Annotated in this window: 20 protein-coding genes; 7 read left to right on the top strand and 13 right to left on the bottom strand. The window is 34.7% G+C overall.

Going from position 1 to position 25,518, the window contains the following annotated elements; translation table 11 throughout:
- Window positions 1-130: 130 nt before the first annotated feature.
- The 4 genes from gcvP to HQN85_RS10030 form a co-directional block, all read right to left on the bottom strand.
- Entirely contained in the window at window positions 131-3,010 is a 2,880-nt protein-coding gene (gene gcvP, locus HQN85_RS10045) for an aminomethyl-transferring glycine dehydrogenase (protein ID WP_173271751.1), read from the bottom strand.
- A 236-nt stretch (window positions 3,011-3,246) separates the two neighbouring features.
- Entirely contained in the window at window positions 3,247-3,810 is a 564-nt protein-coding gene (locus HQN85_RS10040) for a hypothetical protein (RefSeq protein ID WP_173271749.1), read from the bottom strand.
- 30 nt (window positions 3,811-3,840) lie between these two features.
- Window positions 3,841-4,749, bottom strand: a complete 909-nt coding sequence (locus HQN85_RS10035; RefSeq protein ID WP_173271747.1) for an EamA family transporter — start codon at window positions 4,747-4,749, stop codon at window positions 3,841-3,843.
- A gap of 105 nt (window positions 4,750-4,854) precedes the next feature.
- Window positions 4,855-5,571 carry a pyridoxine 5'-phosphate synthase gene (locus tag HQN85_RS10030; protein ID WP_173271745.1) on the bottom strand — a complete coding sequence of 239 codons (717 nt, stop codon included), beginning with the start codon at window positions 5,569-5,571 and terminating at the stop codon, window positions 4,855-4,857.
- A gap of 93 nt (window positions 5,572-5,664) precedes the next feature.
- Here HQN85_RS10030 and HQN85_RS10025 point away from each other — a divergent pair, with 93 nt between their 5' ends.
- Window positions 5,665-6,630 (top strand): polysaccharide deacetylase family protein, encoded by a 966-nt coding sequence (locus HQN85_RS10025; RefSeq protein WP_173271743.1) that lies wholly within the window; start codon window positions 5,665-5,667, stop codon window positions 6,628-6,630.
- 42 nt (window positions 6,631-6,672) lie between these two features.
- On the opposite strand, the gene HQN85_RS10020 is transcribed toward HQN85_RS10025, so the two are convergent.
- Complete coding sequence (locus HQN85_RS10020) at window positions 6,673-7,014, bottom strand: DUF6370 family protein (RefSeq protein WP_173271741.1); 342 nt, start codon at window positions 7,012-7,014, stop codon at window positions 6,673-6,675.
- A 151-nt stretch (window positions 7,015-7,165) separates the two neighbouring features.
- Here HQN85_RS10020 and HQN85_RS10015 point away from each other — a divergent pair, with 151 nt between their 5' ends.
- Window positions 7,166-7,627 (top strand): hypothetical protein, encoded by a 462-nt coding sequence (locus tag HQN85_RS10015; protein ID WP_173271739.1) that lies wholly within the window; start codon window positions 7,166-7,168, stop codon window positions 7,625-7,627.
- A gap of 279 nt (window positions 7,628-7,906) precedes the next feature.
- Here the strand turns inward: HQN85_RS10015 and ahcY are convergent, their stop codons facing one another.
- Entirely contained in the window at window positions 7,907-9,223 is a 1,317-nt protein-coding gene (gene ahcY, locus HQN85_RS10010; RefSeq protein WP_173271738.1) for an adenosylhomocysteinase, read from the bottom strand.
- 165 nt (window positions 9,224-9,388) lie between these two features.
- On the opposite strand from ahcY, the gene HQN85_RS10005 reads away from it, so the two are divergent.
- Complete coding sequence (locus tag HQN85_RS10005; protein WP_173271737.1) at window positions 9,389-10,216, top strand: alpha/beta fold hydrolase; 828 nt, start codon at window positions 9,389-9,391, stop codon at window positions 10,214-10,216.
- A gap of 79 nt (window positions 10,217-10,295) precedes the next feature.
- Complete coding sequence (locus HQN85_RS10000; protein ID WP_246249715.1) at window positions 10,296-10,859, top strand: 1-acyl-sn-glycerol-3-phosphate acyltransferase; 564 nt, start codon at window positions 10,296-10,298, stop codon at window positions 10,857-10,859.
- A 7-nt stretch (window positions 10,860-10,866) separates the two neighbouring features.
- Here HQN85_RS10000 and HQN85_RS09995 read toward each other — a convergent pair whose 3' ends face one another.
- The 4 genes from HQN85_RS09995 to lpdA all read right to left on the bottom strand — a co-directional run bounded on the left by HQN85_RS09995 (window position 10,867) and on the right by lpdA (window position 15,895).
- Window positions 10,867-11,088, bottom strand: a complete 222-nt coding sequence (locus tag HQN85_RS09995) for a helix-turn-helix domain-containing protein (protein WP_173271735.1) — start codon at window positions 11,086-11,088, stop codon at window positions 10,867-10,869.
- A 197-nt stretch (window positions 11,089-11,285) separates the two neighbouring features.
- Window positions 11,286-12,476 carry an MFS transporter gene (locus tag HQN85_RS09990; RefSeq protein WP_173271734.1) on the bottom strand — a complete coding sequence of 397 codons (1,191 nt, stop codon included), beginning with the start codon at window positions 12,474-12,476 and terminating at the stop codon, window positions 11,286-11,288.
- 316 nt (window positions 12,477-12,792) lie between these two features.
- Entirely contained in the window at window positions 12,793-14,322 is a 1,530-nt protein-coding gene (locus HQN85_RS09985; protein WP_173271733.1) for a choice-of-anchor I family protein, read from the bottom strand.
- Between the two features lie 166 nt (window positions 14,323-14,488).
- Window positions 14,489-15,895, bottom strand: a complete 1,407-nt coding sequence (lpdA, locus tag HQN85_RS09980; protein ID WP_173271732.1) for a dihydrolipoyl dehydrogenase — start codon at window positions 15,893-15,895, stop codon at window positions 14,489-14,491.
- Window positions 15,896-16,097: 202 nt separating this feature from the next.
- Here lpdA and HQN85_RS09975 point away from each other — a divergent pair, with 202 nt between their 5' ends.
- From HQN85_RS09975 to HQN85_RS09965, 3 genes are all read left to right on the top strand, one after another.
- Window positions 16,098-17,969, top strand: a complete 1,872-nt coding sequence (locus HQN85_RS09975) for a CocE/NonD family hydrolase (RefSeq protein ID WP_173271730.1) — start codon at window positions 16,098-16,100, stop codon at window positions 17,967-17,969.
- Between the two features lie 13 nt (window positions 17,970-17,982).
- Window positions 17,983-19,641, top strand: a complete 1,659-nt coding sequence (locus HQN85_RS09970) for a M1 family metallopeptidase (RefSeq protein WP_173271728.1) — start codon at window positions 17,983-17,985, stop codon at window positions 19,639-19,641.
- Window positions 19,642-19,702: 61 nt separating this feature from the next.
- Window positions 19,703-20,440 carry a head GIN domain-containing protein gene (locus tag HQN85_RS09965; RefSeq protein WP_173271726.1) on the top strand — a complete coding sequence of 246 codons (738 nt, stop codon included), beginning with the start codon at window positions 19,703-19,705 and terminating at the stop codon, window positions 20,438-20,440.
- An 85-nt stretch (window positions 20,441-20,525) separates the two neighbouring features.
- On the opposite strand, the gene HQN85_RS09960 is transcribed toward HQN85_RS09965, so the two are convergent.
- The 3 genes from HQN85_RS09960 to HQN85_RS09950 form a co-directional block, all read right to left on the bottom strand.
- A complete protein-coding gene (locus tag HQN85_RS09960; RefSeq protein WP_173271723.1) occupies window positions 20,526-21,230 on the bottom strand; it encodes a DUF2490 domain-containing protein in 705 nt (234 codons plus the stop codon).
- A 69-nt stretch (window positions 21,231-21,299) separates the two neighbouring features.
- Window positions 21,300-22,526 carry a 2-oxoglutarate dehydrogenase complex dihydrolipoyllysine-residue succinyltransferase gene (gene odhB / locus HQN85_RS09955; RefSeq protein ID WP_173271721.1) on the bottom strand — a complete coding sequence of 409 codons (1,227 nt, stop codon included), beginning with the start codon at window positions 22,524-22,526 and terminating at the stop codon, window positions 21,300-21,302.
- A 97-nt stretch (window positions 22,527-22,623) separates the two neighbouring features.
- A complete protein-coding gene (locus tag HQN85_RS09950) occupies window positions 22,624-25,422 on the bottom strand; it encodes a 2-oxoglutarate dehydrogenase E1 component (RefSeq protein WP_173271719.1) in 2,799 nt (932 codons plus the stop codon).
- Between the last annotated feature and the right edge of the window lie 96 nt (window positions 25,423-25,518).

The following is a 25,518-nucleotide window of genomic DNA, read 5'->3' as shown; positions in this document are numbered from 1 at the left end:
TATGTTAATGCAAGTAGTGCAAAGTATAAATGAATAGCTATATCTATTAAAAAAAATAGCCCGAATATTAATTCGAGCTATTTTTTTTAATAAGATTTCTCCACTACGGTCGAAATGACGAAGCTTTGAGTTAAACTGTTACTTCTTCTTCCATATAGCTTTCTAATGGCGGGCAAGCACAGATTAATGATCTATCGCCATGACTATCGTTTACTCTACCCACTGATGGCCAGAATTTATAAGCAGCCACATAAGGTAAAGGGAAAGCAGCAGTTTGACGGCTATAGCCATGCTCCCACTCGTTAGCAGTAACTACAGCAGCAGTGTGTGGTGCGTTCTTCAATGGATTATCAACCTTATCTAATTCGCCTTTTTCTACAGCAGTAATTTCATTTCTAATTGCAATTAGTGCATCGCAAAAACGATCTAATTCATGTTTAGGCTCACTTTCTGTAGGCTCAACCATTAACGTTCCAGCAACAGGGAAAGAAACCGTTGGCGCATGGAAACCATAATCCATTAAACGTTTAGCAATATCAACCACTTCGATACCGAAGTTTTTAAAGCCTCTACAATCTAAAATCATTTCGTGTGCACAACGGCCTTGACTGCCTGAATACAATACTGGATAATGAGCTTCTAAACGAGCTTTCATATAGTTAGCATTCAAAATCGCATATCTAGTAGCATCTGTTAATCCTTCTCCACCCATCATTGCGATGTAAGCATGAGAAATAATTAAAATTGAAGCAGAACCCCAAGGTGCTGAAGATACAGCAGGGATAGATTTTTCATTGTTGATATTCACAACAGCATGACCAGGCAAATATTTTACCAAGTGCGCAGCTACACCAATTGGCCCCATACCAGGACCACCTCCACCATGTGGAATACAGAATGTTTTGTGTAAGTTCAAATGGCAAACATCGGCACCAATATTAGCCGGACTTGTTAAACCAACTTGTGCGTTCATATTAGCACCATCCATATAAACCTGTCCACCGTTTTCATGAATAATGTTACAGATATCTATAATGCTTTCTTCAAAAACACCATGTGTTGATGGATAAGTAACCATTAAACATGAAAGATTTGCAGCATGCTCTGCCGCTTTTGCTTTTAAATCATCAACATCAATGTTTCCATTTTCTAATGATTTTACAACAATAATTTTCATTCCGGCCATTGCCGCTGAAGCAGGATTTGTACCGTGAGCAGACGCAGGAATTAACGCAATATTACGGTGGAAATCACCTCTATCTTGGTGATAAGCACGAATAACCATTAAACCAGCATATTCACCTTGCGCTCCAGCATTTGGCTGTAAACTCATAGCAGCAAAACCAGTGATTTCGCTTAACCATTTATCCAATTCATCAAAAACCGTATAATAACCTAATACTTGATCTGCTGGTGCAAATGGATGCACTTTACCAAACTCAGGCCAAGTAACAGGGATCATTTCGCTAGTTGCATTTAATTTCATGGTACATGAGCCTAAAGCAATCATAGAATGACAAAGCGATAGATCTTTAGTTTCTAAAGATTTGATATAACGCAACATTTCATGCTCAGAGTGATGTGAGTTGAAAATAGGATGCGTCAAATATTCAGATGTACGTTGTAGGCTTGCTGGAATTATAGTTTCAACATTTTCAACAACAGTTAAATTATCTGAAGAAATTGCCTTAACCTTAGAGAAAATGCGAACCAATAATTTCACATCTTCAAATGTTGTTGTTTCATCAAAAGCGATGCTAACAATGTTCCCGTTATAATTTAGGTTGATATTATTATCTAGACATTCTTTGTGAATAGAATTTGTTAAATCGCCTAAATCTAATTGAATGGTATCGAAATAAGATTTACTTAAAACGTTATATCCTATTTCTGATAAAGATTTTGCTAGTGTTACAGATAATCCATGTGTACGCTCTGCAATTAATTTTAATCCTTTTGGACCATGATAAGCAGCATAAAAACCTGCCATTATAGCTAATAAAGCTTGTGCAGTACAAATATTTGAGGTGGCTTTATCTCTACGAATGTGTTGTTCGCGAGTTTGTAAAGCCATACGTAAAGCGTAATTGTTATTGCTATCAATAGTTACGCCTATAATACGTCCCGGAATAGAACGTTTATACTCGTCTTTTGTAGCAAAATATGCAGCATGCGGACCACCAAAACCCATTGGAACTCCAAAACGTTGCGTTGTACCTACAACTACATCAGCTCCCCATTCTCCAGGAGGAGTTAATAAGGTTAAGCTGAGTAAATCTGCAATAACAGTTAATTTTATATTTTTAGTATGTAGTGTTTCTGCAAAGCTAGTGTAATCAAATACTTCTCCATTACTTGCCGGATATTGAACTATTGCACCAAAGAACTCTTCAGTTGCAGTAAATTCTTCATAGTTTCCAATTACCAATTCAATTCCAAAAGGATTGGCTCGAGTTTTTAAAATGTCTATGGTTTGTGCAAAAACTAAATCAGATACAAAGTATTTGGTAGCTTGTTGATTTTTACGTAGACTAAACTGCATAAACATCGCTTCTGCAGCTGCAGTACCTTCATCTAACAAAGAAGCGTTGGCAATTTCCATTCCGGTTAAATCAATAACCATAGTTTGGAAGTTTAATAAAGCTTGCAAACGACCTTGTGCAATTTCTGCTTGGTAAGGTGTGTATTGAGTGTACCATCCTGGATTTTCCATTACGTTACGCAAAATAACACCTGGCGTTAAAGTGTCGTAATAACCTTGTCCAATGTAAGATTTGAAAACTTTATTTAAGGAGGCAGTTTGCTTTAAACTGGTTAAATATTCGATTTCAGATTTTGCCTTTGGCAGATTTAACGGTTGCTTTAATCGGATTTTCTGAGGAATGGTTTGTTCAATCAGTTCATCAATAGATTTTACACCAATAGTGTGTAGCATTGCCGTAGTATCTTCCTTATTAGGTGCAATATGACGGTCTTGAAAGTCTTCTTGGTAATGGATGTTTAAACTCATGAAGTTTTAAAAAATAAGTTGCCTCAAAGGTACAAAATTGTCTTGTTAAAATCGTGTAAAAAATGATTGACGAACCGTGTTTTCTAGGGCGTAAAGCCTATAATTTTAGTAGGAGATCAGATCAAACGTTTGTTTAAATTTTTAAAAAATTAATAAATAGAACACCTATTGTGATCCATTAGATCCAAGACATTTAGCAACTCATAAGATGACTGTAGAGGTTTAGAAGCTTAATTCTACTTGTTTACTTTCCAACCTTCGTCTTTACTCAATTTTAAACGGTAGGTTTTAGTAATAAAATTGCTGTTGTTCTCTTGATTTTTATCGAAAGGCGCAAATGGAGTGTTTACCTTTTTAAGGGATACCGTTACTTTAGCATTGTTATCATTTACTCTGTTAAAGTCTACAGGTTTCTCACTAGCTAATTCGTAATTGACAACTTTAACAGTCGCTTTATTTTCGTCTTGTTTTAATACTAAATCGCTGGCTTTATCGGTTAGTGTGATCAAGTAAACAAAACTGCTATCTTTAGAAAGGAATTTCTTTTTAGCTTCTTTTAAATTCAATGATACATAACCTTCATTAGCCAAAGTTTTATATTTAGCTAACTCTTTCATTTCATTGTCGCTATTAAATTTCATTTCACCAAAACTAAAACGTGTAGTTTTATATTCTGGATTTGCCTTTAAATAATCCGTAATTACTTCGCCAGCCTCATCAGCATTTATAGTGGCAATATTTTTACATCCGCCAAAGGCGAAAACAAATAAGCTCAATAGAATTAAAAGTTGGTTTTTCATTTTATAATTTGTTTTAAGGTAATGATGTTATCATGATTTATTAAAGATATTCCCCTTTTTTATATTTTCCAAATTTGGCAAAATCATCGCACTCAAAATAATAAGCACACCTAACCAACGGATCCAGCTAACATCTTCATGTAGTACCAATGCAGACATGCTAACTGCAACAGGCAATTCTACTGAACTTAAAATAGAACTTAACGTAAGTCCGGCTTTTGGTATGCCGGATGAAAAACAAAGTGGCGGAATAACCGTACCAAAGATGGCTAAAATTATTCCCCATTTTAATAAGCTCCCCGCTAAAGCATCATTGATTAAAAATGTAGGAGGAAGAATTACAAATATTAGTAAGCATGCTCCTGTAATCATTAATGCACTCTTTTTTAATGGTGGATATTCATTACCCAACTTCCCGTTAAGCATTAAGAATGTAGCGTAAAAAAGCGCAGCCAACATGCCGTATCCAATGCCCAACATATTAAAGCCTGATATTTTTGTTTCTGTTAAGCCACTTGCTAAAACTGTTCCTACTAATACGAGTAACACAGCTAAAATTTGATTTCTGCTTGGTTTCTTTTTATAGATGAACAATTCTAACAAAACGCTAATCCACACAAATTGCATTAATAAAATGATGGCAACAGATGCAGGAGCCAATTTTACACATTGATAATATGTAAGACTTACCAATCCTGTAAAAAAGCCAGCGCCAATTAATTTAAGCCAATGTGTTTTGATAACTGGCTTTTCTTTCTCTTTAGCTTGCGTTTTAGTTTGAATAAAATAAAGGAGCCATAATACAATTGCTCCAAATAGTGCTTGTGTACCAGTTACATCGCCTAAAGAATAACCTTCGGAATAAGCCAGCTTTACAAAAGTAGAAAGGACGCCGAAACTGCAGGCACCAAAAAGAACAAGGATAATACCTTTTAACATGTTATTATATTAAAGCGTCATTGCGAGGAGTGAAACGACGTGGCAATCTATCTTCAGGAAAGATTGCTTCTGCCAATGAAAAATTGGCATCGCAATGACGATGATTTATATTAATTGTTTTAAATAAAGTTGAATTGTGTTTTCCAGACCTAAGTATAGTGCATCACTAATTAAGGCATGGCCTATTGAAACTTCTAATAAATTAGGAATGTTTTTGGCAAAATATTGAAGGTTGTTCAAATCTAAATCGTGACCGGCATTAATACCTAAACCTAATTCATTTGCTTTTTTTGCAGCTGCAATGTAAGGCTCAATTGCTTTTTCCTTATTTGCGGCATATTCGCTTGCATAAGCCTCAGTATATAATTCAATTCTGTCAGTTCCTGTTGCTAAAGCACCTTCTACCATTTCGATTACTGGATCTACAAAAATAGAAACGCGAATGCCTGCCTTTTGAAAAAGCGAAACCATTTCTTTTAAGTAGGCTTGCTCTTTTATGGTATCCCAACCATGATTTGAAGTAATTTGACCTAAAACATCAGGCACTAAAGTTACTTGTGCAGGTTTGTTCGCTAATACTAAATCGATGAATTTCTGCTCACGACAATTTCCTTCAATGTTAAATTCCGTTGCAATTACTGCTTTTAAATCAAATGTATCTTGATACCGGATATGTCTTTCGTCTGGACGTGGATGTACAGTAATTCCTTGTGCGCCAAAACGCTCGCAATCTAAGGCTACTTTAACTAAATCTGGGTTATTACCCCCACGACTGTTACGTAAAGTCGCTATTTTATTAATGTTGACTGATAGTTTTGTCATGATGCAAAGATAGCTTTTTAAGCGGAAAGCTTAAAGTGTAAAGCTCAACGCTTAAATCAGAGGACAAAACAAAACCACTGCTTATCTTTGTATATGAAATTAATAGCTTGTTTATTTTTAATGGGTTTATCAATTAATGTTTCGTCCCAAAATTTTGATCATATTAAACGTTATAAGATAAACTACGCGTTAGCAACAAAAGGAGCCGAAAAGAAAATTGCGATTAGAAGCTTTGTAAGTGATCAGGAGAAATACCTCTTATTGGTTAATCCACAAACTTTAAATACAACAATAGATTTAGCTCGCAACTACACGCTATCTAACTTAGCATGGGGTAACGTTCAGGCTATTTTTAAAAAATCAGCGTATGTGAAAGCAATCGACTTAGCTTTGCAAAGTGATAAAAAATTGCAAAACGCAGGAATTGATCACGCTATCCCTAAGGAAAAAGGAATAACATTAACAATTGACCTGTGCCCTTCTCATAAAGGTTTGGATCGAATTATCTTTCAATCCTTAATCAATGAATTTAAAAGAATTGAACAACCTGTTCCTTTAGCAATTTCAGTTTCTGGGAAGTGGATGCTTAAACACGAAGAAGATTTAAATTGGCTGAAAAATTTAATGATCCAAAATGAAATTGACATTACTTGGATTAATCATTCTTATAATCATGAGGTAAACAGCTTGCCTTTAAGCGAAAACTTTCTGCTTGCACCTGGGACAAATTTAGACTCAGAAATTTTAGCAAATGAAATGTTAATGCTTAAATATGGATTAACTCCGTCTGCATTTTTTAGGTTTCCGGGCTTGGTTTCAGATCAGCAAATTGTAGAAAAAACGATTGCCTATGGGCTTATCCCTGTTGGTAGCGATGCTTGGCTAGCTAAGGGACAACAAGCTAATGCAGGCAGCATAGTTCTCATCCATGGAAATGGAAATGAAGAAATCGGCGTGCATGATTTTCTTAAACTACTTAAGGCAAAACAGATTGATATTAAGCAAAAGCAGTGGTTGTTATTTGATTTAAAGCAAGGTTTAGAAAAAGAACTAAAGTGAATACGCAGAATTTAAATTAATCATCTTCGACTTATCGTAATATTATTCGCCTTTTTTCTTTTCAGGAAGAAGGATTATTGTTTTTGCTTTAAATCGATTGTTTACAATTTCGCCTGTAACTTCTGCCTTGCTGATCGCATTGCAAAAACCATGTTTGCCATGTGCGTCGCCAAAATCATCTATTCCTTTTCCATCAACGAAATAAGGTTTCCCATCTATTCTAATGGCTAATTCACAATCTTTACCTTTCATTTTAAATTGACATTCGCCGCAGGCAATTTCTACAGTTTTATTATCAATTTTTTGGGGTTGTTTAACTTTAGTTTGGGCGTTTGCAGCGAAACCGATAAAGCCTATAACGAGGGTGAAAATTAATTTTTTCATGATATTGTTTTTGTCCAAATTTATGGGTTTTAGAAGTATAGAAATTCAGGGTTTTGTAAAATAAGAAGTTGAATTATTTCTTTTATAATTCTTATATTGATGTGTGTAAACTGTACAATTTTAGCATCATGAATTAAAATAATTAAATGATATGAAAATAAATAGACTAATTCCTTTTGTTGCTGTCTTAATAATTCTCTTTTTCTTTAGTTGTAAGGAAAAAAGGCCAATTAAAACAAAAATTGATAAAAAATTTGCAGTTTGCTATATAGCGATTGATAAGACTGATACGGCTTGGCTAAAAATTGATACTGCAGATAGAAAACATATTTTGGGCGAAATGATATTTAATTACCATAATGAAAAGCATTATAAAGGATTAATTAAGGGCTTAATGAATGGTGATACTTTAAAGGGTGATTATACATTTAGATTAAATGGGATAGATAAGTGGTATAGAAATCCAATTGCTTTATTGAAAAATGAACACACGCTAACAATGGGTGTTGGCGAGATTTATATTTTGTGGGGATCTGGATTTTTCTTGAATTCTGTGCCGATTGATTATGACAAAGGAAGGTTTGTATTTAAACAGACTGATTGTAAGGATTAATTTTGCACTTTAGAGGTGCTGGTTGGCCTATGAAAAGATGGATTTGTATAATAAACCTGATTGGAGCGAACACGAAATGAAATGGAGTAAAGCGGAAAGCAGGGCTGCATTGACCGAAGAATTGCTGATATACGTTTTCTAAAATATCGTTTTAAGATTGTTTCATATAGCGCAATGACGATAGCGCAAATAAAAAAGGGATATGCAATTTGCACATCCCTTTTGGATAAAAGATTAAGGAGCAAAAGACTAAACTTTCGACTTTTAACTCCGACTTTTCTAGTACCTATAAGTTTCTGGTTTGAAAGGGCCTTCAACTGGAACACCGATATAATCTGCCTGGTGTTGATCTAAAACGTCTAATTCTACACCAATTTTTTCTAAGTGCAAACGAGCAACTTTTTCATCTAGGTGTTTAGGTAACACATAAACTTTGTTTTCGTATTTACCTGGGTTAGTCCACAGTTCTAATTGAGCTAAAGTTTGGTTTGTAAACGAGTTACTCATTACAAAACTTGGGTGACCAGTTGCACAACCTAAGTTTACTAAACGACCTTCGGCTAAGATAATTACATCTTTTCCGTCGATAGTATATTTATCTACTTGAGGTTTGATTTCAACTTTAGTATTGCCATAATTTGCATTTAACCAAGCCATGTCAATTTCATTATCGAAGTGACCGATGTTACATACTATCGCTTTATCTTTTAATGCACGGAAATGTTGTTCGCGAACGATATCACAGTTACCAGTTGTAGTTACTACGATATCAGCTTCTTTAATTGCAGTAGCCAATTTTTTAACTTCATAACCTTCCATTGCCGCTTGTAAAGCACAAATCGGGTCAATTTCGGTCACGATAACGCGTACTCCTTGTGAACTTAAAGATTCAGCTGAACCTTTACCCACATCACCATAACCACAAACAACAGCAACTTTACCTGCCATCATTACATCAGTTGCACGACGAATTGCGTCTACTAATGATTCTCTACATCCGTATTTGTTATCGAATTTAGATTTAGTTACTGAATCGTTAACGTTAATTGCTGGTAAATGCAATGTCCCGTTTTTCATTCTTTCATACAAACGGTGTACACCTGTGGTAGTTTCTTCTGATAAACCTTTTATAGCTGCGATTAGCTCAGGATATCTATCAAAAACCATATTAGTTAAATCACCACCATCATCTAAAATCATATTTAATGGTTGACGATCTGGTCCGAAATGTAAAGTTTGCTCAATACACCAATCGAAATCAGTTTCATTTAAACCTTTCCAAGCATAAACTTGAATACCTGCAGCAGCAATTGCCGCAGCAGCATGGTCTTGTGTTGAGAAAATGTTGCAAGATGACCAAGTAACTTCTGCACCTAATTCTACTAAAGTTTCTATTAAAACTGCAGTTTGAATGGTCATGTGTAAGCAGCCTGCAATACGAGCACCTGCTAATGGTTTAGATGGTCCGAATTCTTTACGTAAACTCATTAAACCTGGCATTTCTGCTTCGGCTAATCCGATTTCTTTACGGCCCCATTCTGCCAGTGAAATATCCTTAACTTTATAAGGAACGTAAGTTGTCTCTACTGATGACATAATTTATTGTTTTTAAATGTGCTACAAAGTTAAGTCATTCGGTTATCAATAACAAAAATGCGAGACATAGATGGATGGTATTTCACACAACTGATTTTAAAGTGACAAATATTCTGCATTTTATTTTTTTATGTACTTTTAAAAAAATAACATTCAACGCTCTCTATGACCTCTCATTTCTTTAATCATCCATTGGTTAATTTACATTATTACCGTTTTGGAAATGGACCTAAAACTATGTTATGTTTTCATGGATATGGAATGCATGGAAAACAATTTTCTGTGTTAAAAGAGAAATTAGGGAATGAATACACTTTTTATGGTTTTGATCTTTTCTTTCATAAAGAAACTACATTACATGATCAATCAATACAACAGGTAAAAAATGGCATTTCAAAAACTGATTTTTGTGAGTTAATCACGTCTTTTTGTGCAATGCAAGGAATTGATAGGTTTTGTGTTATTGGCTATTCCTTAGGTTCGCATTATGCGTCTGTATTAGCCGAAAAAGAAGCTCAAAGAATTGATCAGCTTTTTATTTTGGCACCAGCTTTTTTAAAGGTTTTTCCACCATTTCAGGTGATGTCGAAAAATAAAATAGCAAATTATGCATTCCGTAAACTTTTTTTAAGTGAAAACGGGATTAAAGTTGTACTTAATTTCTGCAAAACATTGCGAATAATAGATGAAAAAAGTCATGGCATATTAAAATCAGAAATGGCTACTAAAGATTTGCGATTCGCTTTTTATGCTAATGTTACTTACTTGCGCTATTTACAAGTAAAAGAGATAGATTTAATAACGTCATTAAATGAGCATAATGTAAAATGCTTTTTCCTTTTTGGACAAAGAGATAAAATGTATCCACAGCATTTAGCTGATGAGATGATTTCAAAATTGAATTTTGCTCATAAAACAACGTTAGATGAAGATCATGATATGGTGAATAAAAATTTGCCTGATAAAATTTATAAGTTAATGTATGATAATTAAGGCCAATCCTATTCGAATTAAATATTTAATACTAGTTGGTAAATTTTTATCGTGGCTTTTTAGTTGGCGATTTAATAAAATGAAAATTAATGAAGCAACAATTTTAAAAAATCACTCATACATATTAATGTGCAATCATTTTAGCTTTTGGGATGGTTTCTGGGCGGGCTATGTGTGCTTAAAATCCATTTACAAACAAGAGCCCAACCTAAAAGGATTTTATATTATGGTATTAGAAAAACAATTGGCGCAACATAAATGGTTAACGCGTTTGGGTTGCTTTTCTATTGCTCCAGGTACTATTACTGTAAGTGAAAGTTTAAATTATGCTGCCGAAGTACTAAATACACCTGGCAATATATTTTTAATGTTCCCACAGGGAAATCTTGAATCTAACCACGTAAGAAATATTGTAATTAAGCCCGGTATTGCTGAAATTGTAAAACGAATAAATGGAAATTGTCAGTTAGTATGGAGTAGTAATTTGATAGAGTATTTCGAAAGTTTAAAACCCTCGGTCTATTTTCATATGCTAGATTGTGGAACAAATCAGGAGTTTGACTTGGAATTATTAACGGCTAATATTAATCAACATCATAAATTAGCTATTCAAAAACAATTTAGGTTTACAGATCCCGATTAGGCTAGTATTAAAAATCGAATAGCTTATTCATGTCAACTTCTAATGCATCTGCAATCTCTTTCAATATATATCCAGAAGCATTTACTCGGCCATTTTCTATTCTACTGATACTTTGAAAATCTTTATTGATAAGGGCAGATAATTGTGATTGAGTTAAACCTTTATTTTCTCTTAGTTTTGCTATTTGTTTGCCCAGTTTTTTCTTAAAAATTTCTAGATCATTTGTCATGATGCAAACTCAAAAGATTTTCAGCCAAACAACTAAACACATTTGTTTAATTACGTAAATTTTTATTACGCAAACTAGCAACTAATTGAATGTTTCAATACAATTTATTGATTATCAAAGACTTTAGCAAATTTAATATGCTACATTTTAAGGTAGACTTATAGTATACCTGTAATGAATTGTGATATTTTAGAGGGTTACTTTATTGCGCTAATTTTAGTTACCAGCATAGAAATTAACAAACCAAAACAACCAATTACAGCATAAGAATAACGCAAACTTGAAAGAGCGGAAATATATCCTATTAACGGAGGCCCCATTAAAAAACCAAAATAACTGACCCCTGAAACCATAGCTAACGCAATACCTGGAGAGACTTTAGTGTTGCTACCTGCTATACTATATACCATTGGTACAATTCCAGAGACGCCAATACCTACCAACATAAAACCTACCGTTGCTGGAATAATGAAAGGAAAAACAACAGAAATAAACATCCCTGTTGAAATAATCACACCACTAGTCTGTATCATTTTTTTTCTACCATAACGAGCAATGACTTTATCACCTAAAAAGCGCCCGGTGGCCATCATAATCATAAAAGAAGTATAACCGAGAATTATCAAAGCATGAGGTGCCTTAACAATTTCTTTGAAATATACACCGCTCCAATCGAACATAGCGCCTTCTGTTGCCATACTACAAAAACCTATAATCCCCAATTGAACAAGTACCCCTTGAGGCTTTGTAAATAGTTTTGTTTTTTCAGTTTCTTTAGGTTTCTGCCAACCTAGTAGATAACGATAATTAATGACAATATGTGTCCAAGCCAAAACAGCAATGATACAAAAATGGATATAGGGATTAAGATGTAAATTAATCATTAACAAGCCTATTAAAGCCCCTGTAAATCCCCCAATACTCCATGCCCCATGAAAAGAAGTCATTATGGGTTTACCATAATAAGTTTCACCAGCAACACCCTGGGTATTTAAAGCGATGTTACATAGGTTGCCTGCTACTCCAAATAAAAATAAAAATATAGCTAATTGCCATCCGGCAGTTGCCAATGCCAAAATAGTTAATGCAAAAGCATACAAAGGAGTGGCAATAGTTAACATTCTTCTACTCCCAAAAATAGTTGTTAACCTACCTGAAATAGGCATGGTTACTAATTGCCCTAAGGGTAAGGCTAGTAAAATGCTTCCTAATTGCGCATCAGAAAGATGCATAGCTGATTTTAAATCTGGAATTCTACTAGCCCATGAAGCGAAGCAAACACCTTGTCCGAAATAAAATAAAGAAACGGCAAGTCTTACTCTTTTCTTACTGTAAGGATGATTTTGAAAAGGATTTTGTAAAACAGAAGTTTCGATAATTTCGGGCATATTTTCGATTTAAAAAAGAAGAACTATTGAGTAGTGCAAAGTTCTTTAAATCTATTGGGAATAGAAAGAGGTTTTTATCATTTGGATATAATGATTTCCCTTGTTAAGGTGATTTTGAATAATAATTTATAAAGTAATGATTTCAAATTATCCTGAATAATGCTTTAAGATTGCTCGTAAAATGTTGGAAAGGATTGTGCCTCACAATAACGTAGCATAATATTAATGCGTTACTATGAAACCCATATTAACAAAGGAGTCCTATGATGCTGCTCACAGGACTCCTTTTTACTTTCTAAATTTCAGTCTTTCCTAATTATATCTTATTAGGCTGGTAAAACCTTACTGTGCCATCTTTTTCACTTGATACAATCAACATACTTCTTCCATTTGGACTATCCTTTGGTTTTACAAACATCAAGCCTTCGGGTTCTTCGCCTGTTTGAAAAAGTTGTACAAATACAGGCTTGCTTGGAATACTAACATCATAAATAGCAACCATATACGAACGTTCCATGCCAATAAAGGCTAAGGTTTTACCATTTACCTTGGCAACCGTTACACCCTCTACTTCTACACCTTTCTTACTCGATCTACTATCTAGATATTTACCTGCATCAGCAACACGTTGCTCTAAGTCTTTACCTATCTCTGCAACTAATTGCCCAGTAGCAGCATTTAAAATAGTAACACTTCTGCCTCCTAAAGCAAATAATTCATCGTACTGCCCATCAGCGTTTTTACCTTTAGCACTTGTAATAAGTAGTTTACCCATATTATCATCTTGTTGCAAGGTTGCAGCATCTGGAAATTTAAGAGGATTAAGCGTTACCTTTTTTACAGTTGTTTCTTCATTATAACCAGTCCAAGCTCGAGTATCACCTTCATTAGCTAGAGCGATATAATTATTATCATTAGCTGAAAAATAAGAAATTGCATCGGGCAAATAGTATGCTTTTATAGGCCAAGTTTTTGGATTATATTTTTTATCTTCTTCAGAAGTATCAAAAGCATTTTGTGCTAAACTAAGATCCTTTAATCCTAATGGGACTATTTTAGTGATTTTCCCGGCAATAATATCCACTTCTGCAACTGCATTGTTCTCTTGTAAGGTTACAAATGCCTTTTTTGAATCTGCAGCAACTGCAACATATTCTGGTTCAATATCTTGAGCAAAACTTGCATTTGGACCATAAATTCTTAAGCCAGCGGCTACAAGCTTAGCTTTATCAACTTCAAAACCAGCAAAATCTAATGTTTTAACTGTATAATTATTTTTGATATCGATGATAGAAATAGAACCTACTGGATCAATTGTATACGCATCGTTAGGCTCACCTTCATTTGCAGAAATGATGTAATTACCATCTGGACTAAAAGTTACCATATCTGGCATAGCCCCAACACTGATCTTTTTTACTTCAGATAAATCTGAGGTCTTTAAAACAATAATATCTCCATTAGCTGTAGTAGTTGTCCCGTTTAAAGCAATAGCTAATAATCCGTTACTAACTGCAACGCTATTTATGCCTGCGTTATCAGGATAGATTAATGTTTTAGTTTTGGTAACTGTTGGATAAGCACTTAAATCTACAACTTCTACTTTTGTACCGCCATCATTACTTACTACAAATACCTTTTTGGTAGATGGATCGTAAGCTGATATTTCTGAAGCCGTTGCTCCACCTAAATCAATCATTGCAGTTTCAGAAAAACTATCGATTTTTTCTGGCACAATAGCTTCTGTTTCTTGATTAATAGGGATTAATGGGTTGTTCTTTTTACAAGCGCCAAAAGCAATTGCAGAAAATGCAAGAGTAGCGAATAATTTAGTTTTTAAGGTCATTTTTTATCTGTTTATCTAATCGCAAAAATATTGGCACAAGCTCAATATTATATTTGCTAGAAGTTATCTTTCTGTTAAATGATGACCATAAAAAAGCCAGCAATCACTTGCTGGCTTTTCATTATTATATCTTACTACTTTCAGACTAAAAATCTTTCCTCACTTCCTAAATATGTATCGCTCTATTCTCAGTTGCTGCCATTGCAGCTTCTTTTAGTGCTTCTGTATAAGTTGGGTGTGCATGGCAAATCCTTGCAATATCCTCTGCAGACGCACGGAATTCCATCGCAACTACAGCTTCTGCGATCATATCTGCTGCACGTGGACCAATCATATGTACACCTAACACTTCGTCGGTAGCTTCGTCTGCTAAAACTTTAACAAAACCATCAGTATCCATACTAGCTTTTGCTCTTCCACTTGCTTTGAATGGGAACGAACCAGCTTTGTATTTTACACCTGCAGCTTTTAATTGTTCTTCAGTTTGACCAACCGATGCAACTTCTGGCCAAGTGTAAACCACACCTGGAATTAAATTATAATTGATATGAGGTTTTTGTCCAGCAATAGTTTCTGCTACATAAATTCCTTCATCTTCTGCTTTGTGAGCTAACATTGCACCAGTAATTATATCACCAATTGCATAAACTCCCGGAACCGAAGTTTCTAAATGTGCATTTACTGGAATTTTCTTACCTCTTTCTTCAACATTAATTCCGATTTTATCTAAACCTAAACCTTCGCTATATGCTGTTCTACCTACTGCAACAATACAATAATCAGCTTCAAATTTAACAGCTTCTCCTTTTGCGTTATCAGCAGTTACTGTAACGGTTTCCCCTTTAGTTGTAGCTCCAGTTACTTTATGGCCCATAAAGAATTCCATGCCTAAAGATTTCTTCAATACACGTTGTAATTCTTTACCTAAGCCAGCATCCATTGTTGCAATAATTGAAGGCATAAATTCGATTACAGAAACTTTTGTACCTAAACGAGCATATACTGAACCTAACTCCAAACCAATTACACCACCACCAATTACAACCATAGTTTTAGGTACTTCCTTAATATTCAAGGCTTCAGTAGAAGTAATAATGCGCTTTTTATCGATGGGTAAAAATGGTAATGCAGTGGGTTTAGATCCTGTTGCAATGATTACATTTTTAGCTGAAAGGGTTTCTGTTGTTCCATCTGCTTTAGTAACCAGAATAGTGTTTTTATCTACAAATGAACCCACACCTTCAAAAGCATCAATTTTATTTTTCTTAAAAAGATAGGTGATACCAGTAGTATTTTGTGAAACAACATCGTCCTTACGGGCAATCATTTGTTTCATATCAACCTTTAAATCTTTTAAATTAATACCATGTGTTTTAAATGTATGTGCCGCATTATGAAAGTGCTCTGAAGAATCTAATAAAGCTTTTGAAGGAATACAGCCCACATTTAAGCAGGTACCGCCATAGGTTTTATATTTTTCTACCACGGCTGTCTTTAAGCCTAATTGTGCACAACGGATGGCACCTACATAACCGCCCGGACCCGAGCCAATAACAACTACATCGTATTGCATATCTTTTTAAAATTTATGCGGCTAAGTTACGGATTAGTTTTATTGTTGTAAAGTTGAAATGTTGGTAGGTTGTAAAGTTAGATGATGTAATTCCTATTCAATCACTAATTCATTTAAGCTTATCACATCACAATATTGATACTTGCTACTACAAGAATTGCATTTTTTTTATATTTATACTTTATAACCTATTCTCACCGCTATGACCAATTTAAAACTATTCTTAGTTCTTTTTATCATTTCATTTTCATGCTCAGTTTCTGCACAAGAAACAGATTCGGCTTATGTAAAAAGTCATTATACCAAAATAGAACGACAAATACAGATGCGTGATGGAGTTAAATTATTTACCTCGATCTATATGCCAAAAGATCAAAGTAAAAAATATCCCATTCTACTAAATCGTACTCCGTATACAGTTTCACCTTATGGTGAAGACAAATACAAAACAAGCTTGGGTAATTTTCCGGGTATGATGAGAGAAGGCTTTATTTTTGTTTATCAAGATGTACGTGGGAAATGGATGAGCGAAGGAAATTTTGAAGATGTTAGACCGCAAACCACTAGCAAAGGAAATAAAGCAATAGATGAAAGTACGGATACGTATGACACCATCGATTGGTTAATTAAAAACGTACAAAATAATAATGGCAAAGTAGGGATTTCTGGAATTTCCTATCCTGGTTTTTATTCTACAACATCATTACCAAATGCACACCCTGCTTTAAAAGCAGTTTCTCCACAAGCACCTGTAACGGATTGGTTTATGGGAGATGATTTTCACCACCGTGGCACTTTGTTTTTAATGGATGCATTTAGCTTCATGACAACCTTTGGTGTTCCTCGTCCTAAACCTATTACACCAGATAAAGGCCCTAAAGGTTTCAAATTTCCTATACAAGATAACTATCGTTTCTATTTAGAAGCTGGTTCAGTAAAAAATTTAAAAGACAAATATTTTGCAGATAGCATTAAATTTTGGAACGATTTATTTAAACATTCAAACTTGGATACGTTCTGGAAAGCCAGATTAATATTACCACATTTAACCAATGTAAAACCTGCGGTGATGGTTGTAGGTGGTTTTTTTGATGCAGAAGATGCCTATGGAACTTTCGCTACTTACAAAGCAATTGAAAAGCAAAATCCTACAGCGAATAATATTTTAGTAGCTGGACCTTGGTTTCACGGCGGTTGGGTACGCAGCACAGGAAATAGTTTTGGCGATATAGAATTTGGTCAACCTACTAGCACCTATTACCAAGAAAACTTCGAACTACCTTTCTTTAAATATTACCTAAAAGGAGAAGGTAGTTTTAATCCTGCTGAAGCTAATATTTTTGTAACAGGAAGTAATCAGTGGAAAAGGTTTAGTAGCTGGCCACCTGCAGATACCGAGAGCAAAAATTTGTATTTGCAACCTAACGGGAAGTTAGCATTTGAAAAAGTTGGAAGAACAGATAGCTGGGATGAATATGTGAGCGATCCTGCAAATCCAGTTCCTTATCAAGATGGGGTTCAGGCCAGACGAACACGTGAATATATGATAGATGATCAGCGTTTCGCAGCTCGTAGACCTGATGTTAAAACTTATCAAACTGATGTTTTGACAGAGGATATTACCTTAACAGGGCCTGTATTAGCAAATTTAGTCGTTTCTACCACAGGTACCGATGCAGATTATGTGGTAAAACTAATTGATGTATATCCAGAAGATGCACCAAATCCAGTTCCCAATCCTAAAAATTTAATAATGGGAGGTTATGAAATGTTAGTTAGAGGAGAAATTATGAGAGGAAAATACCGTAACAGCTTCGAAAAACCTGAACCATTTGTACCTGGTGCAATTACAAAAGTAAATTATCCACTTCCAGATGTTGCCCATACGTTTAAAAAAGGACATCGTATTATGATACAAATTCAAAATTCATGGTTCCCATTAGCAGATAGAAATCCTCAAAAATTTATGGATATCTATCAGGCAGAGCCTAAAGATTTTCAAAAAGCAACACATAAAATTTACCACGATACTCATAACAGTTCATTTATAACTGTAAATGTTTTAAAACCATAAATAAGTAAAACTGATGAAAACAAAAATTCTCACAATGCTAGTCCTAGTGTTACTAAGCTTAAGTACCAAAGCTCAGCTTGGGGTAGCTAAAGAAACCTACACTAGAGCAGATACTTTAAGAGGAATGCTTACTCCTCTACGCACTTGTTACGACATTAATTATTACCACTTAGATGTAAAAATTAATTTAGATGATAAATCGGTAAGTGGGAGTAATGAATTTGCTTTTACTGCTACACAAGATTTTACCAAACTTCAATTCGATTTATTTGCTAATTTAAAAATAGAGAAGGTTGTATATAAAGGAACCGAATTACCATACACTCGTGAATTCAATGCTGTATTTATCACCTTCCCAAAAACGGTTAAAAAAGGCAGTAAAGAAAGTTTCAAAGTGTGGTATAATGGTAATCCACCTATTGCACGTAATCCACCTTGGGATGGTGGCTTTATTTTCAAAAAAGATAAAAGTGGTAATCCTTTCGTTTCTGTAGCTTGTCAGGGTTTGGGTGCTAGCGTATGGTGGCCAACAAAAGACCATCAAAGCGATGAAGTAGATAGTATGCTCATCAGTATATCTGCACCAAAAGATTTAGATGAAGTTTCTAACGGACGTTTGCGTAGCGTAGTAAATAAACCAGATGGCTATAAACAGCACAATTGGTTTGTGGCAAACCCAATTAACAATTATGATGTATCATTTCAAATTGGCAAATACGCACATTGGACTGATACTTATGCTGGAGAAAATGGTCCATTAACAATAGATTTTTGGTCGTTAAAAGAAGATAGTGCGGTAGCTCGTCCACATTGGGATGCGGATGTAAAACCAATGCTTAAATCATTCGAATATTGGTTTGGGCCATATCCTTGGTATAAAGATGGTTATAAATTGGTGCAAGCACCACATTTAGGTATGGAACATCAAAGTGCAGTTGCGTATGGTAACCAGTTTAAAAAAGGATATTTAGGCAGAGATTTATCAGGTACAGGACTAGGTTTAAAATGGGATTTTATAACTGTGCATGAAAGCGGGCATGAATGGTTCGGGAATAATATTACCAGTAAAGATTTAGCAGATATGTGGTTACACGAAGGTTTTACAAATTATTCGGAAACCTTATTTACTGAATCTACTCAAGGCAAAAAAGCTGGAGAGGCTTACATAATTGGCATTAGAAAAGGTATTGGTAATAGAGAACCAATTATCGGTCCATATAATGTGAACAAAGAAGGTAGTGGAGATATGTATCCAAAGGGAGCAAATTTAATTCATACAATTCGTCAGTTAATAGATAATGATGAAAAGTTTAGAGGAATTTTAAGAGACCTAAATAAAGTTTACTATCATAAAACTGTAACATCTGCAGAAGTAGAAAATTACATCGCCAAGCAAAGCGGATTAAAATTAGACAAAGTATTTGACCAGTATCTACGTTATTCAAAAATCCCTGTATTAGAATATAAAATTAACAACGGTGTATTGTCTTATCGTTGGATAACAGATGTTAAAGGATTTGATATGCCTATAAAAGTTTCGTTAAAAGCAGATGAATATACCTTGATTAAACCAACTAACGATTGGAAAACAAGTAAAATTGATGCGTCAGTAAATATGGATAACTTTAAAACTGAACCAAATTTTTATGTAAATACAAAAAAAGGCGAATAAAAATTTCACAAATGCATGCAACGTTTAAGAAATAATTAACGTCTAATAATAAAAACTAGACATGAAAAAAATATTTATCACATTAAGTTTCATTTTGGTACTAGCCACTATGAGCCTACAACCTGTTTTGGCAAACTATCCAATCGTTATTGGTTTATCTAAGTTTTCAAAACAAGATAGAGAAGTAAAAAACTTTAATGGTGTTGCTGCCGGCGGACCAATAAATGTAGTCGTTACCTTGGGTAACTCAGAAGGTTTAAGATTTGAAGGAGATGCAGATGCCATTGCAACTTTAATTACAGAAGTAAAAGGCAATGTTCTAATAATCAGACCTCAAAATAGTTGGACAAGTTGGAGCCACAAATACGAAAACAAAAAAATTACGGCTTATGTTAGTGCAAAAGTAATTAAAAGCCTAACTATGAGTGGCTCTGGCAAGATGAGTTTAGTAGGATCAATAAAAGGTGCAGGCTTTGCAGCAACATTAAGCGGATCTGGTAATATATCTGCTAATATAGAGGTAGATAATTTTAATGGCGTAATTAGTGGTTCTGGAAATTTAAATATTTCTGGAAAGGCAGGTAGAGCAAATGTAACGCTTAGCGGCTCAGGGTCGTTAGCCAAAACTGGATTTTCAGTAGGCACACTTTCTACAACAATTAGCGGATCTGGTTCTGTAAATGTAAATGCTAACGACAAAATTAACGCTGTAATAAGTGGCTCAGGCAGCGTAAATTATAGTGGTAATCCAAGTGTAGATCAAACAGTAATAGGCTCTGGTAGAGTTCGAAAAATATAAACGCTTTTAACACACATAAAAGCTAAGCTCTCTGATTAAAGTCGGAGAGCTTTTTTTTGTTTATAGCTTAAAAGAAATTAATCTTTTAAAAACGTGTATATAATGCCAATTGAGCAACACGATTTGAAGTATTTTTTACTAATCCATTGCTATATTGATTTAAGTACCCAGCCTCAATATCAACATTTTTAGAAAAGCGATACCCACCAGCTAAATAAAATCTATTTTGATCAAACAAACTGTTATTTAGCAACTCTTTATTTTGAACATTTAAAAAAACCTCATTTTGTAAGGCAACAAAAACGCCTTTCTCGAATGCCGCTGAATTAGCTTGTAAAGGTTGCATTAGTCTTATAAAATAGCGAAAACGTTGTGTAAATATTTCATCGCTATTGGCTTGTTCTATAAATCGTTGTTCTAATCTTGCTCTGTGAGATACAAAAACAGATTTTAATTTATGTGTGAAGATATACTGCTCCCAAATTCTATTTTCTGTTAAAATGTTATTTGATGTCCCTATTAAACGAGTATCTGTAGTTGTATATAAATAACCAGCAGTTATATTGTTTTTATTATTGATGTAATAAGTTATACCTGGTCTTATGAGTACATTTCTTAAATATTCCCAGTTATCAGAACTACGAAACTGCGCATCAAAAGCTAGCCCCCACTTTGCATTAAATTTAGTAGTGTTAAAAATGGCAAACCAGCCAGAGTTTTGAAGTTGTGTTTGCGCTGATAATTTACCAATAGACATAAAAAGCAATACAGCTAATCCTATTTTTTTCATTAAATTCAGAATAAAGTTCAAAAAAAAGCCCTAATGTGTAAGCATTAGGGCTAAATATGTTATTTAAAATTACACGCCTAATAATAATCTAGCCGGATCTTCTAACAATTGTTTAACTCTTACCAAGAATCCTACCGATTCACGTCCATCAATAATTCTATGGTCATAAGATAAAGCGATGTACATCATTGGACGAATTACCACTTCTTTATTTTCCGCAATAGGACGTTCGATAATATTATGCATTCCTAAAATAGCAGATTGTGGCGCATTAATAATTGGTGTAGACATCATCGATCCAAATACACCACCATTGGTGATGGTAAATGTTCCGCCAGTCATTTCTTCAATTGTCAATTTGCTATCTCTTGCTTTAGTAGCTAATTCAATTACAGTTTTCTCAATTTGAGCTAGAGACATGCTTTCTGCATTTCTAATAATTGGAACCACTAATCCCTTCGGAGCAGAAACTGCTATAGAAACATCTACAAAATCATTATAAACCACCTCTTCACCCTCAATACGAGCATTTACTGCTGGAAAATCTTTAGCTGCTTCACAAACCGCTTTAGTAAAGAAACTCATAAAGCCTAAGCCTACGCCAAATTTCTCTTTAAATTGATCTTTATATTTTGCTCGCAAATCCATGATTGGTTTCATGTTTACCTCATTGAAGGTGGTTAACATGGCCGTCTCATTTTTCACAGTTACCAAACGTTTAGCTACAGTTTTACGCAATGGCGACATCTTTTCTCTGCGTTCACCTCTAGAACCTGCAACTGCAGCAACTGGAGCTGCTACTTTAGCTGCTTCAACTTTCGGACTTCCCGACTTAGCATTTTCAGACTTTAAAGCATCTTCCTTAGTAATTCTTCCATCAACACCAGTACCTTTTACTGCACTTGCATCAATACCTTTTTCAGCTAAAATTTTTCCTGCCGCCGGCGATGGAGTTCCTGAAGCATAGCTATCGCCAGTTTTTTCTGCAACAGGAGTTGCAACTTTATCAGCAACAACTGGAGCTTCAGCTTTCGCTGCTTCTTTAGCAGGAGCCGCAGCACCACCTTCTTCTATAGAACAAACTACTGCGCCAATTGGCAATGTATCGCCTTCACTTGCTACAGTTTTTAAAGTTCCCGCTTTTTCTGCAGTTAGCTCAAACGTAGCTTTATCAGATTCTAATTCAGCAATGATTTCGTCCATTTCAACAAAATCTCCGTCGTTTTTAACCCAACGTGATAAAACTACCTCTGTAATCGATTCGCCAACTGGCGGAACTTTTATTTCTAAACCCATAATTTATTGTATGTTGTAAAGTTGAAATGTTGTAAAGTTTGAATATTGCAAGTTACATAACCTTCTCAAAACTCACATCTCATTTCTCAAATCTCTTTTAATCTATATTTACTAATTTTTTAGTCGCTTTTGCTACCGTTTCTTTCACTTTTTCAGTTATCGGAACATCAAAAGCTGTTGAAACAATGTATGCCTGCTGATTGGTATGTTGTTTCATATAACCAGTAGCAGTACTGCTACTTTCTCTTCTAGAAATTACATCTATTTCGCTCAATGAAGTTTTTCTCAGTCTGCGTAACAAATAAGGCCAAGCTCCCATATTTTCCGGTTCTTCTTGAACCCAAACTGTATCGTTAGCATTTTTGTAACGTTTATAAACTGCTTCCATTTGATCAACTGGAGTTGGATATAACTGTTCAACACGTACCAAAGCTACATCACCTTTTTTATTTTCTTTTTGAGTTTCCAATAAATCATAATAGATTTTACCACTGCAAAATACGACACGTTTCACATCTGCAGGTTTTACATTTGCATCATCTATTACTTCTTTAAATTTACCATCTGTAAAATCAGCTAATGGACTAACGCAAAGCGGATGACGTAATAAGCTTTTAGGTGTAAATACAACTAATGGTTTACGGAAATCGCGTTTAAATTGACGACGTAAGGCATGGAAGAAGTTTGCAGGTGTAGTACAATTTGTTACTTGCATATTGTAATCCGCACAAAGTTCCATAAAACGTTCAATTCTTGCTGACGAATGTTCAGGTCCTTGTCCTTCATATCCGTGTGGTAATAACATCACCAATCCATTTTCTCTTTGCCATTTTGTTTCTGCACTTGCAACATATTGATCAACCACAATTTGAGCACCGTTAAAGAAATCTCCAAATTGCGCCTCCCAAATCGTTAATGCATTCGGGTTTGCCATTGCATAACCATATTCGAAACCTAAAACACCATATTCAGATAAATGCGAATTGTAAATATCAAATTGTGCTTGTTGCTCAGAAACATTTAATAATGGTGTGTATTCTTCTTCACTATCTTCTAAAGTTAATACCGCATGGCGATGAGAAAAAGTACCTCTCTTTACATCTTGCCCACTTAAACGAACCCTCTTACCTTCGGCTAATAAGGTTCCGTAAGCTAACTGTTCGCCCATTGCCCAATCAAATACATGAGTGGTAGTTGCCATTTTATTACGTTCATCAAATAATTTTTCAATTTTTTTGAAGAACTTTTTATCTGCAGGCAAAGAAGAAATGCGTTTAGCAACTTCCAATAAGGTTTCTTTTTTAACTGCTGTATTTGGAGATACTTCGAAATCTTTAGCCGTGGCAATACGCATCTCTGCCCATGCACCACCAAATTTAACATCATGGTATGTTGATGTAATTTCTTTAGCTTCATTTAAACGCTCTTGTAAAAGGCCTTTAAATTGTTTCTCCATTTCTTTAGCTAAACCAGCTTCTAACTCGCCTGTTTTAGTTAATTTATCGATATAAATATCACGAGGATTTGCGTGTTTTTCTATCGCTTTATATAATAATGGTTGAGTGAATTTCGGCTCGTCCGCTTCGTTGTGTCCAAATCTGCGGTAGCATAAAATATCAATAAATACATCATTTTTATATTTCTGACGGTATTCCATTGCTAAATTAATAGCATAAACTAAAGCTTCTACATCATCTCCATTTACATGGAAAACTGGTGATAAAGTTACCTTAGCAATATCTGTACAATATGTACTTGAACGAGCGTCTTTATAATTTGTAGTAAAACCGATTTGATTATTAATTACCAAATGGATAGTCCCACCAGTTTTATAACCTTCTAAACCTGCCATTTGTATAACTTCGTATACAATACCCTGACCAGCTACTGAAGCATCGCCGTGTATTAATATTGGTGCTAAACGGCTATTGTCTCCTGCATATTTGAAGTCGATTTTAGAACGCGACATCCCTTCTACCACACCATTTACAGTTTCTAAATGCGATGGGTTTGGACATAAACTCAAGTGAACATTTTGTCCACTATTTGTTGTTACATCGGTAGAATAACCTAAGTGATATTTCACATCGCCACCAAAAGGAGATTCTGCACTATATCCCTTGCCTTCAAACTCTGCAAAAATATCCTTATAGGTCTTTTGCATAATATTCGCCAGCACATTTAAACGACCACGGTGAGCCATTCCAATTACAAACTCTTCGATACCTAATTCTGCGCCTTTTTCGATTACAGAATCTAGTGCAGGTATTAATGCTTCGGCTCCTTCTAAAGAGAAACGTTTTTGTCCCAAAAATTTGGTGCCCAAAAAATTCTCAAAACTAACCGCTTCATTTAATTTGGTAAGGATGCGTTTTTTTTCATCAATAGAAAACTTAGGTGTATTGCGATCGCTTTCCATTTTGGTTTCGATCCACTTTAAGATTTCTGGAGTACGTACATATAAATATTCAGCTCCAATAGATCTGCAATAGGTTTGTTCCAAGAAAGCAACTATATCACTTAACTTTGCAGGTGCACCAATTCCTGTTTCAACTGCAGAATTAAATACAGTGTTTAAATCAGCTTCTGCTAAACCAAAGTTTTCTATAGCGAGTGTTGGTAAATGTTTACGTCTTTCTCTTACCGGATTTGTTTTGGTAAACAAATGTCCGCGTTGACGATACCCATTAATCAAATTTAAAACATTAATTTCTTTCAAAAAATGTTCTGGAGCTTCATTGCTTACATGTGCAGCATCAGAACCCCTTCCAAAATCAAAGCCTTCAAAAAATTTCTGCCATCCAAATTCTACCGAATTTCTGTCTTCTTTATAGCTTTGATATAAGGACTCGATATATTCGGCATTGGCGCCATTGAGATAAGATAAGTTATCCATTAGTATTTTTTTACGATAAGTAATGCAAAATTAGGATTTTACCACCAAAAATGGCAACAATCTTAACAATTTAATCAAATAAAAAACGGTTTTTTT

It is taken from the genome of Pedobacter boryungensis, assembly GCF_013204825.1.
Classification (GTDB): Bacteria; Bacteroidota; Bacteroidia; order Sphingobacteriales; family Sphingobacteriaceae; genus Pedobacter; species Pedobacter boryungensis.
Note: the sequence above shows the minus strand (reverse complement) of the source record. Positions and strands in the feature narration are given on the sequence as shown.

Coding starts and splice junctions, on each gene's coding strand:
- gcvP (WP_173271751.1), bottom strand. CDS start 3,010: ATGAGTTTAAACATCCATTACCAAGAAGACTTTCAAGACCGTCATATT.
- HQN85_RS10040 (WP_173271749.1), bottom strand. CDS start 3,810: ATGAAAAACCAACTTTTAATTCTATTGAGCTTATTTGTTTTCGCCTTT.
- HQN85_RS10035 (WP_173271747.1), bottom strand. CDS start 4,749: ATGTTAAAAGGTATTATCCTTGTTCTTTTTGGTGCCTGCAGTTTCGGC.
- HQN85_RS10030 (WP_173271745.1), bottom strand. CDS start 5,571: ATGACAAAACTATCAGTCAACATTAATAAAATAGCGACTTTACGTAAC.
- HQN85_RS10025 (WP_173271743.1), top strand. CDS start 5,665: ATGAAATTAATAGCTTGTTTATTTTTAATGGGTTTATCAATTAATGTT.
- HQN85_RS10020 (WP_173271741.1), bottom strand. CDS start 7,014: ATGAAAAAATTAATTTTCACCCTCGTTATAGGCTTTATCGGTTTCGCT.
- HQN85_RS10015 (WP_173271739.1), top strand. CDS start 7,166: ATGAAAATAAATAGACTAATTCCTTTTGTTGCTGTCTTAATAATTCTC.
- ahcY (WP_173271738.1), bottom strand. CDS start 9,223: ATGTCATCAGTAGAGACAACTTACGTTCCTTATAAAGTTAAGGATATT.
- HQN85_RS10005 (WP_173271737.1), top strand. CDS start 9,389: ATGACCTCTCATTTCTTTAATCATCCATTGGTTAATTTACATTATTAC.
- HQN85_RS10000 (WP_246249715.1), top strand. CDS start 10,296: ATGAAAATTAATGAAGCAACAATTTTAAAAAATCACTCATACATATTA.
- HQN85_RS09995 (WP_173271735.1), bottom strand. CDS start 11,088: ATGACAAATGATCTAGAAATTTTTAAGAAAAAACTGGGCAAACAAATA.
- HQN85_RS09990 (WP_173271734.1), bottom strand. CDS start 12,476: ATGCCCGAAATTATCGAAACTTCTGTTTTACAAAATCCTTTTCAAAAT.
- HQN85_RS09985 (WP_173271733.1), bottom strand. CDS start 14,322: ATGACCTTAAAAACTAAATTATTCGCTACTCTTGCATTTTCTGCAATT.
- lpdA (WP_173271732.1), bottom strand. CDS start 15,895: ATGCAATACGATGTAGTTGTTATTGGCTCGGGTCCGGGCGGTTATGTA.
- HQN85_RS09975 (WP_173271730.1), top strand. CDS start 16,098: ATGACCAATTTAAAACTATTCTTAGTTCTTTTTATCATTTCATTTTCA.
- HQN85_RS09970 (WP_173271728.1), top strand. CDS start 17,983: ATGAAAACAAAAATTCTCACAATGCTAGTCCTAGTGTTACTAAGCTTA.
- HQN85_RS09965 (WP_173271726.1), top strand. CDS start 19,703: ATGAAAAAAATATTTATCACATTAAGTTTCATTTTGGTACTAGCCACT.
- HQN85_RS09960 (WP_173271723.1), bottom strand. CDS start 21,230: ATGAAAAAAATAGGATTAGCTGTATTGCTTTTTATGTCTATTGGTAAA.
- odhB (WP_173271721.1), bottom strand. CDS start 22,526: ATGGGTTTAGAAATAAAAGTTCCGCCAGTTGGCGAATCGATTACAGAG.
- HQN85_RS09950 (WP_173271719.1), bottom strand. CDS start 25,422: ATGGATAACTTATCTTATCTCAATGGCGCCAATGCCGAATATATCGAG.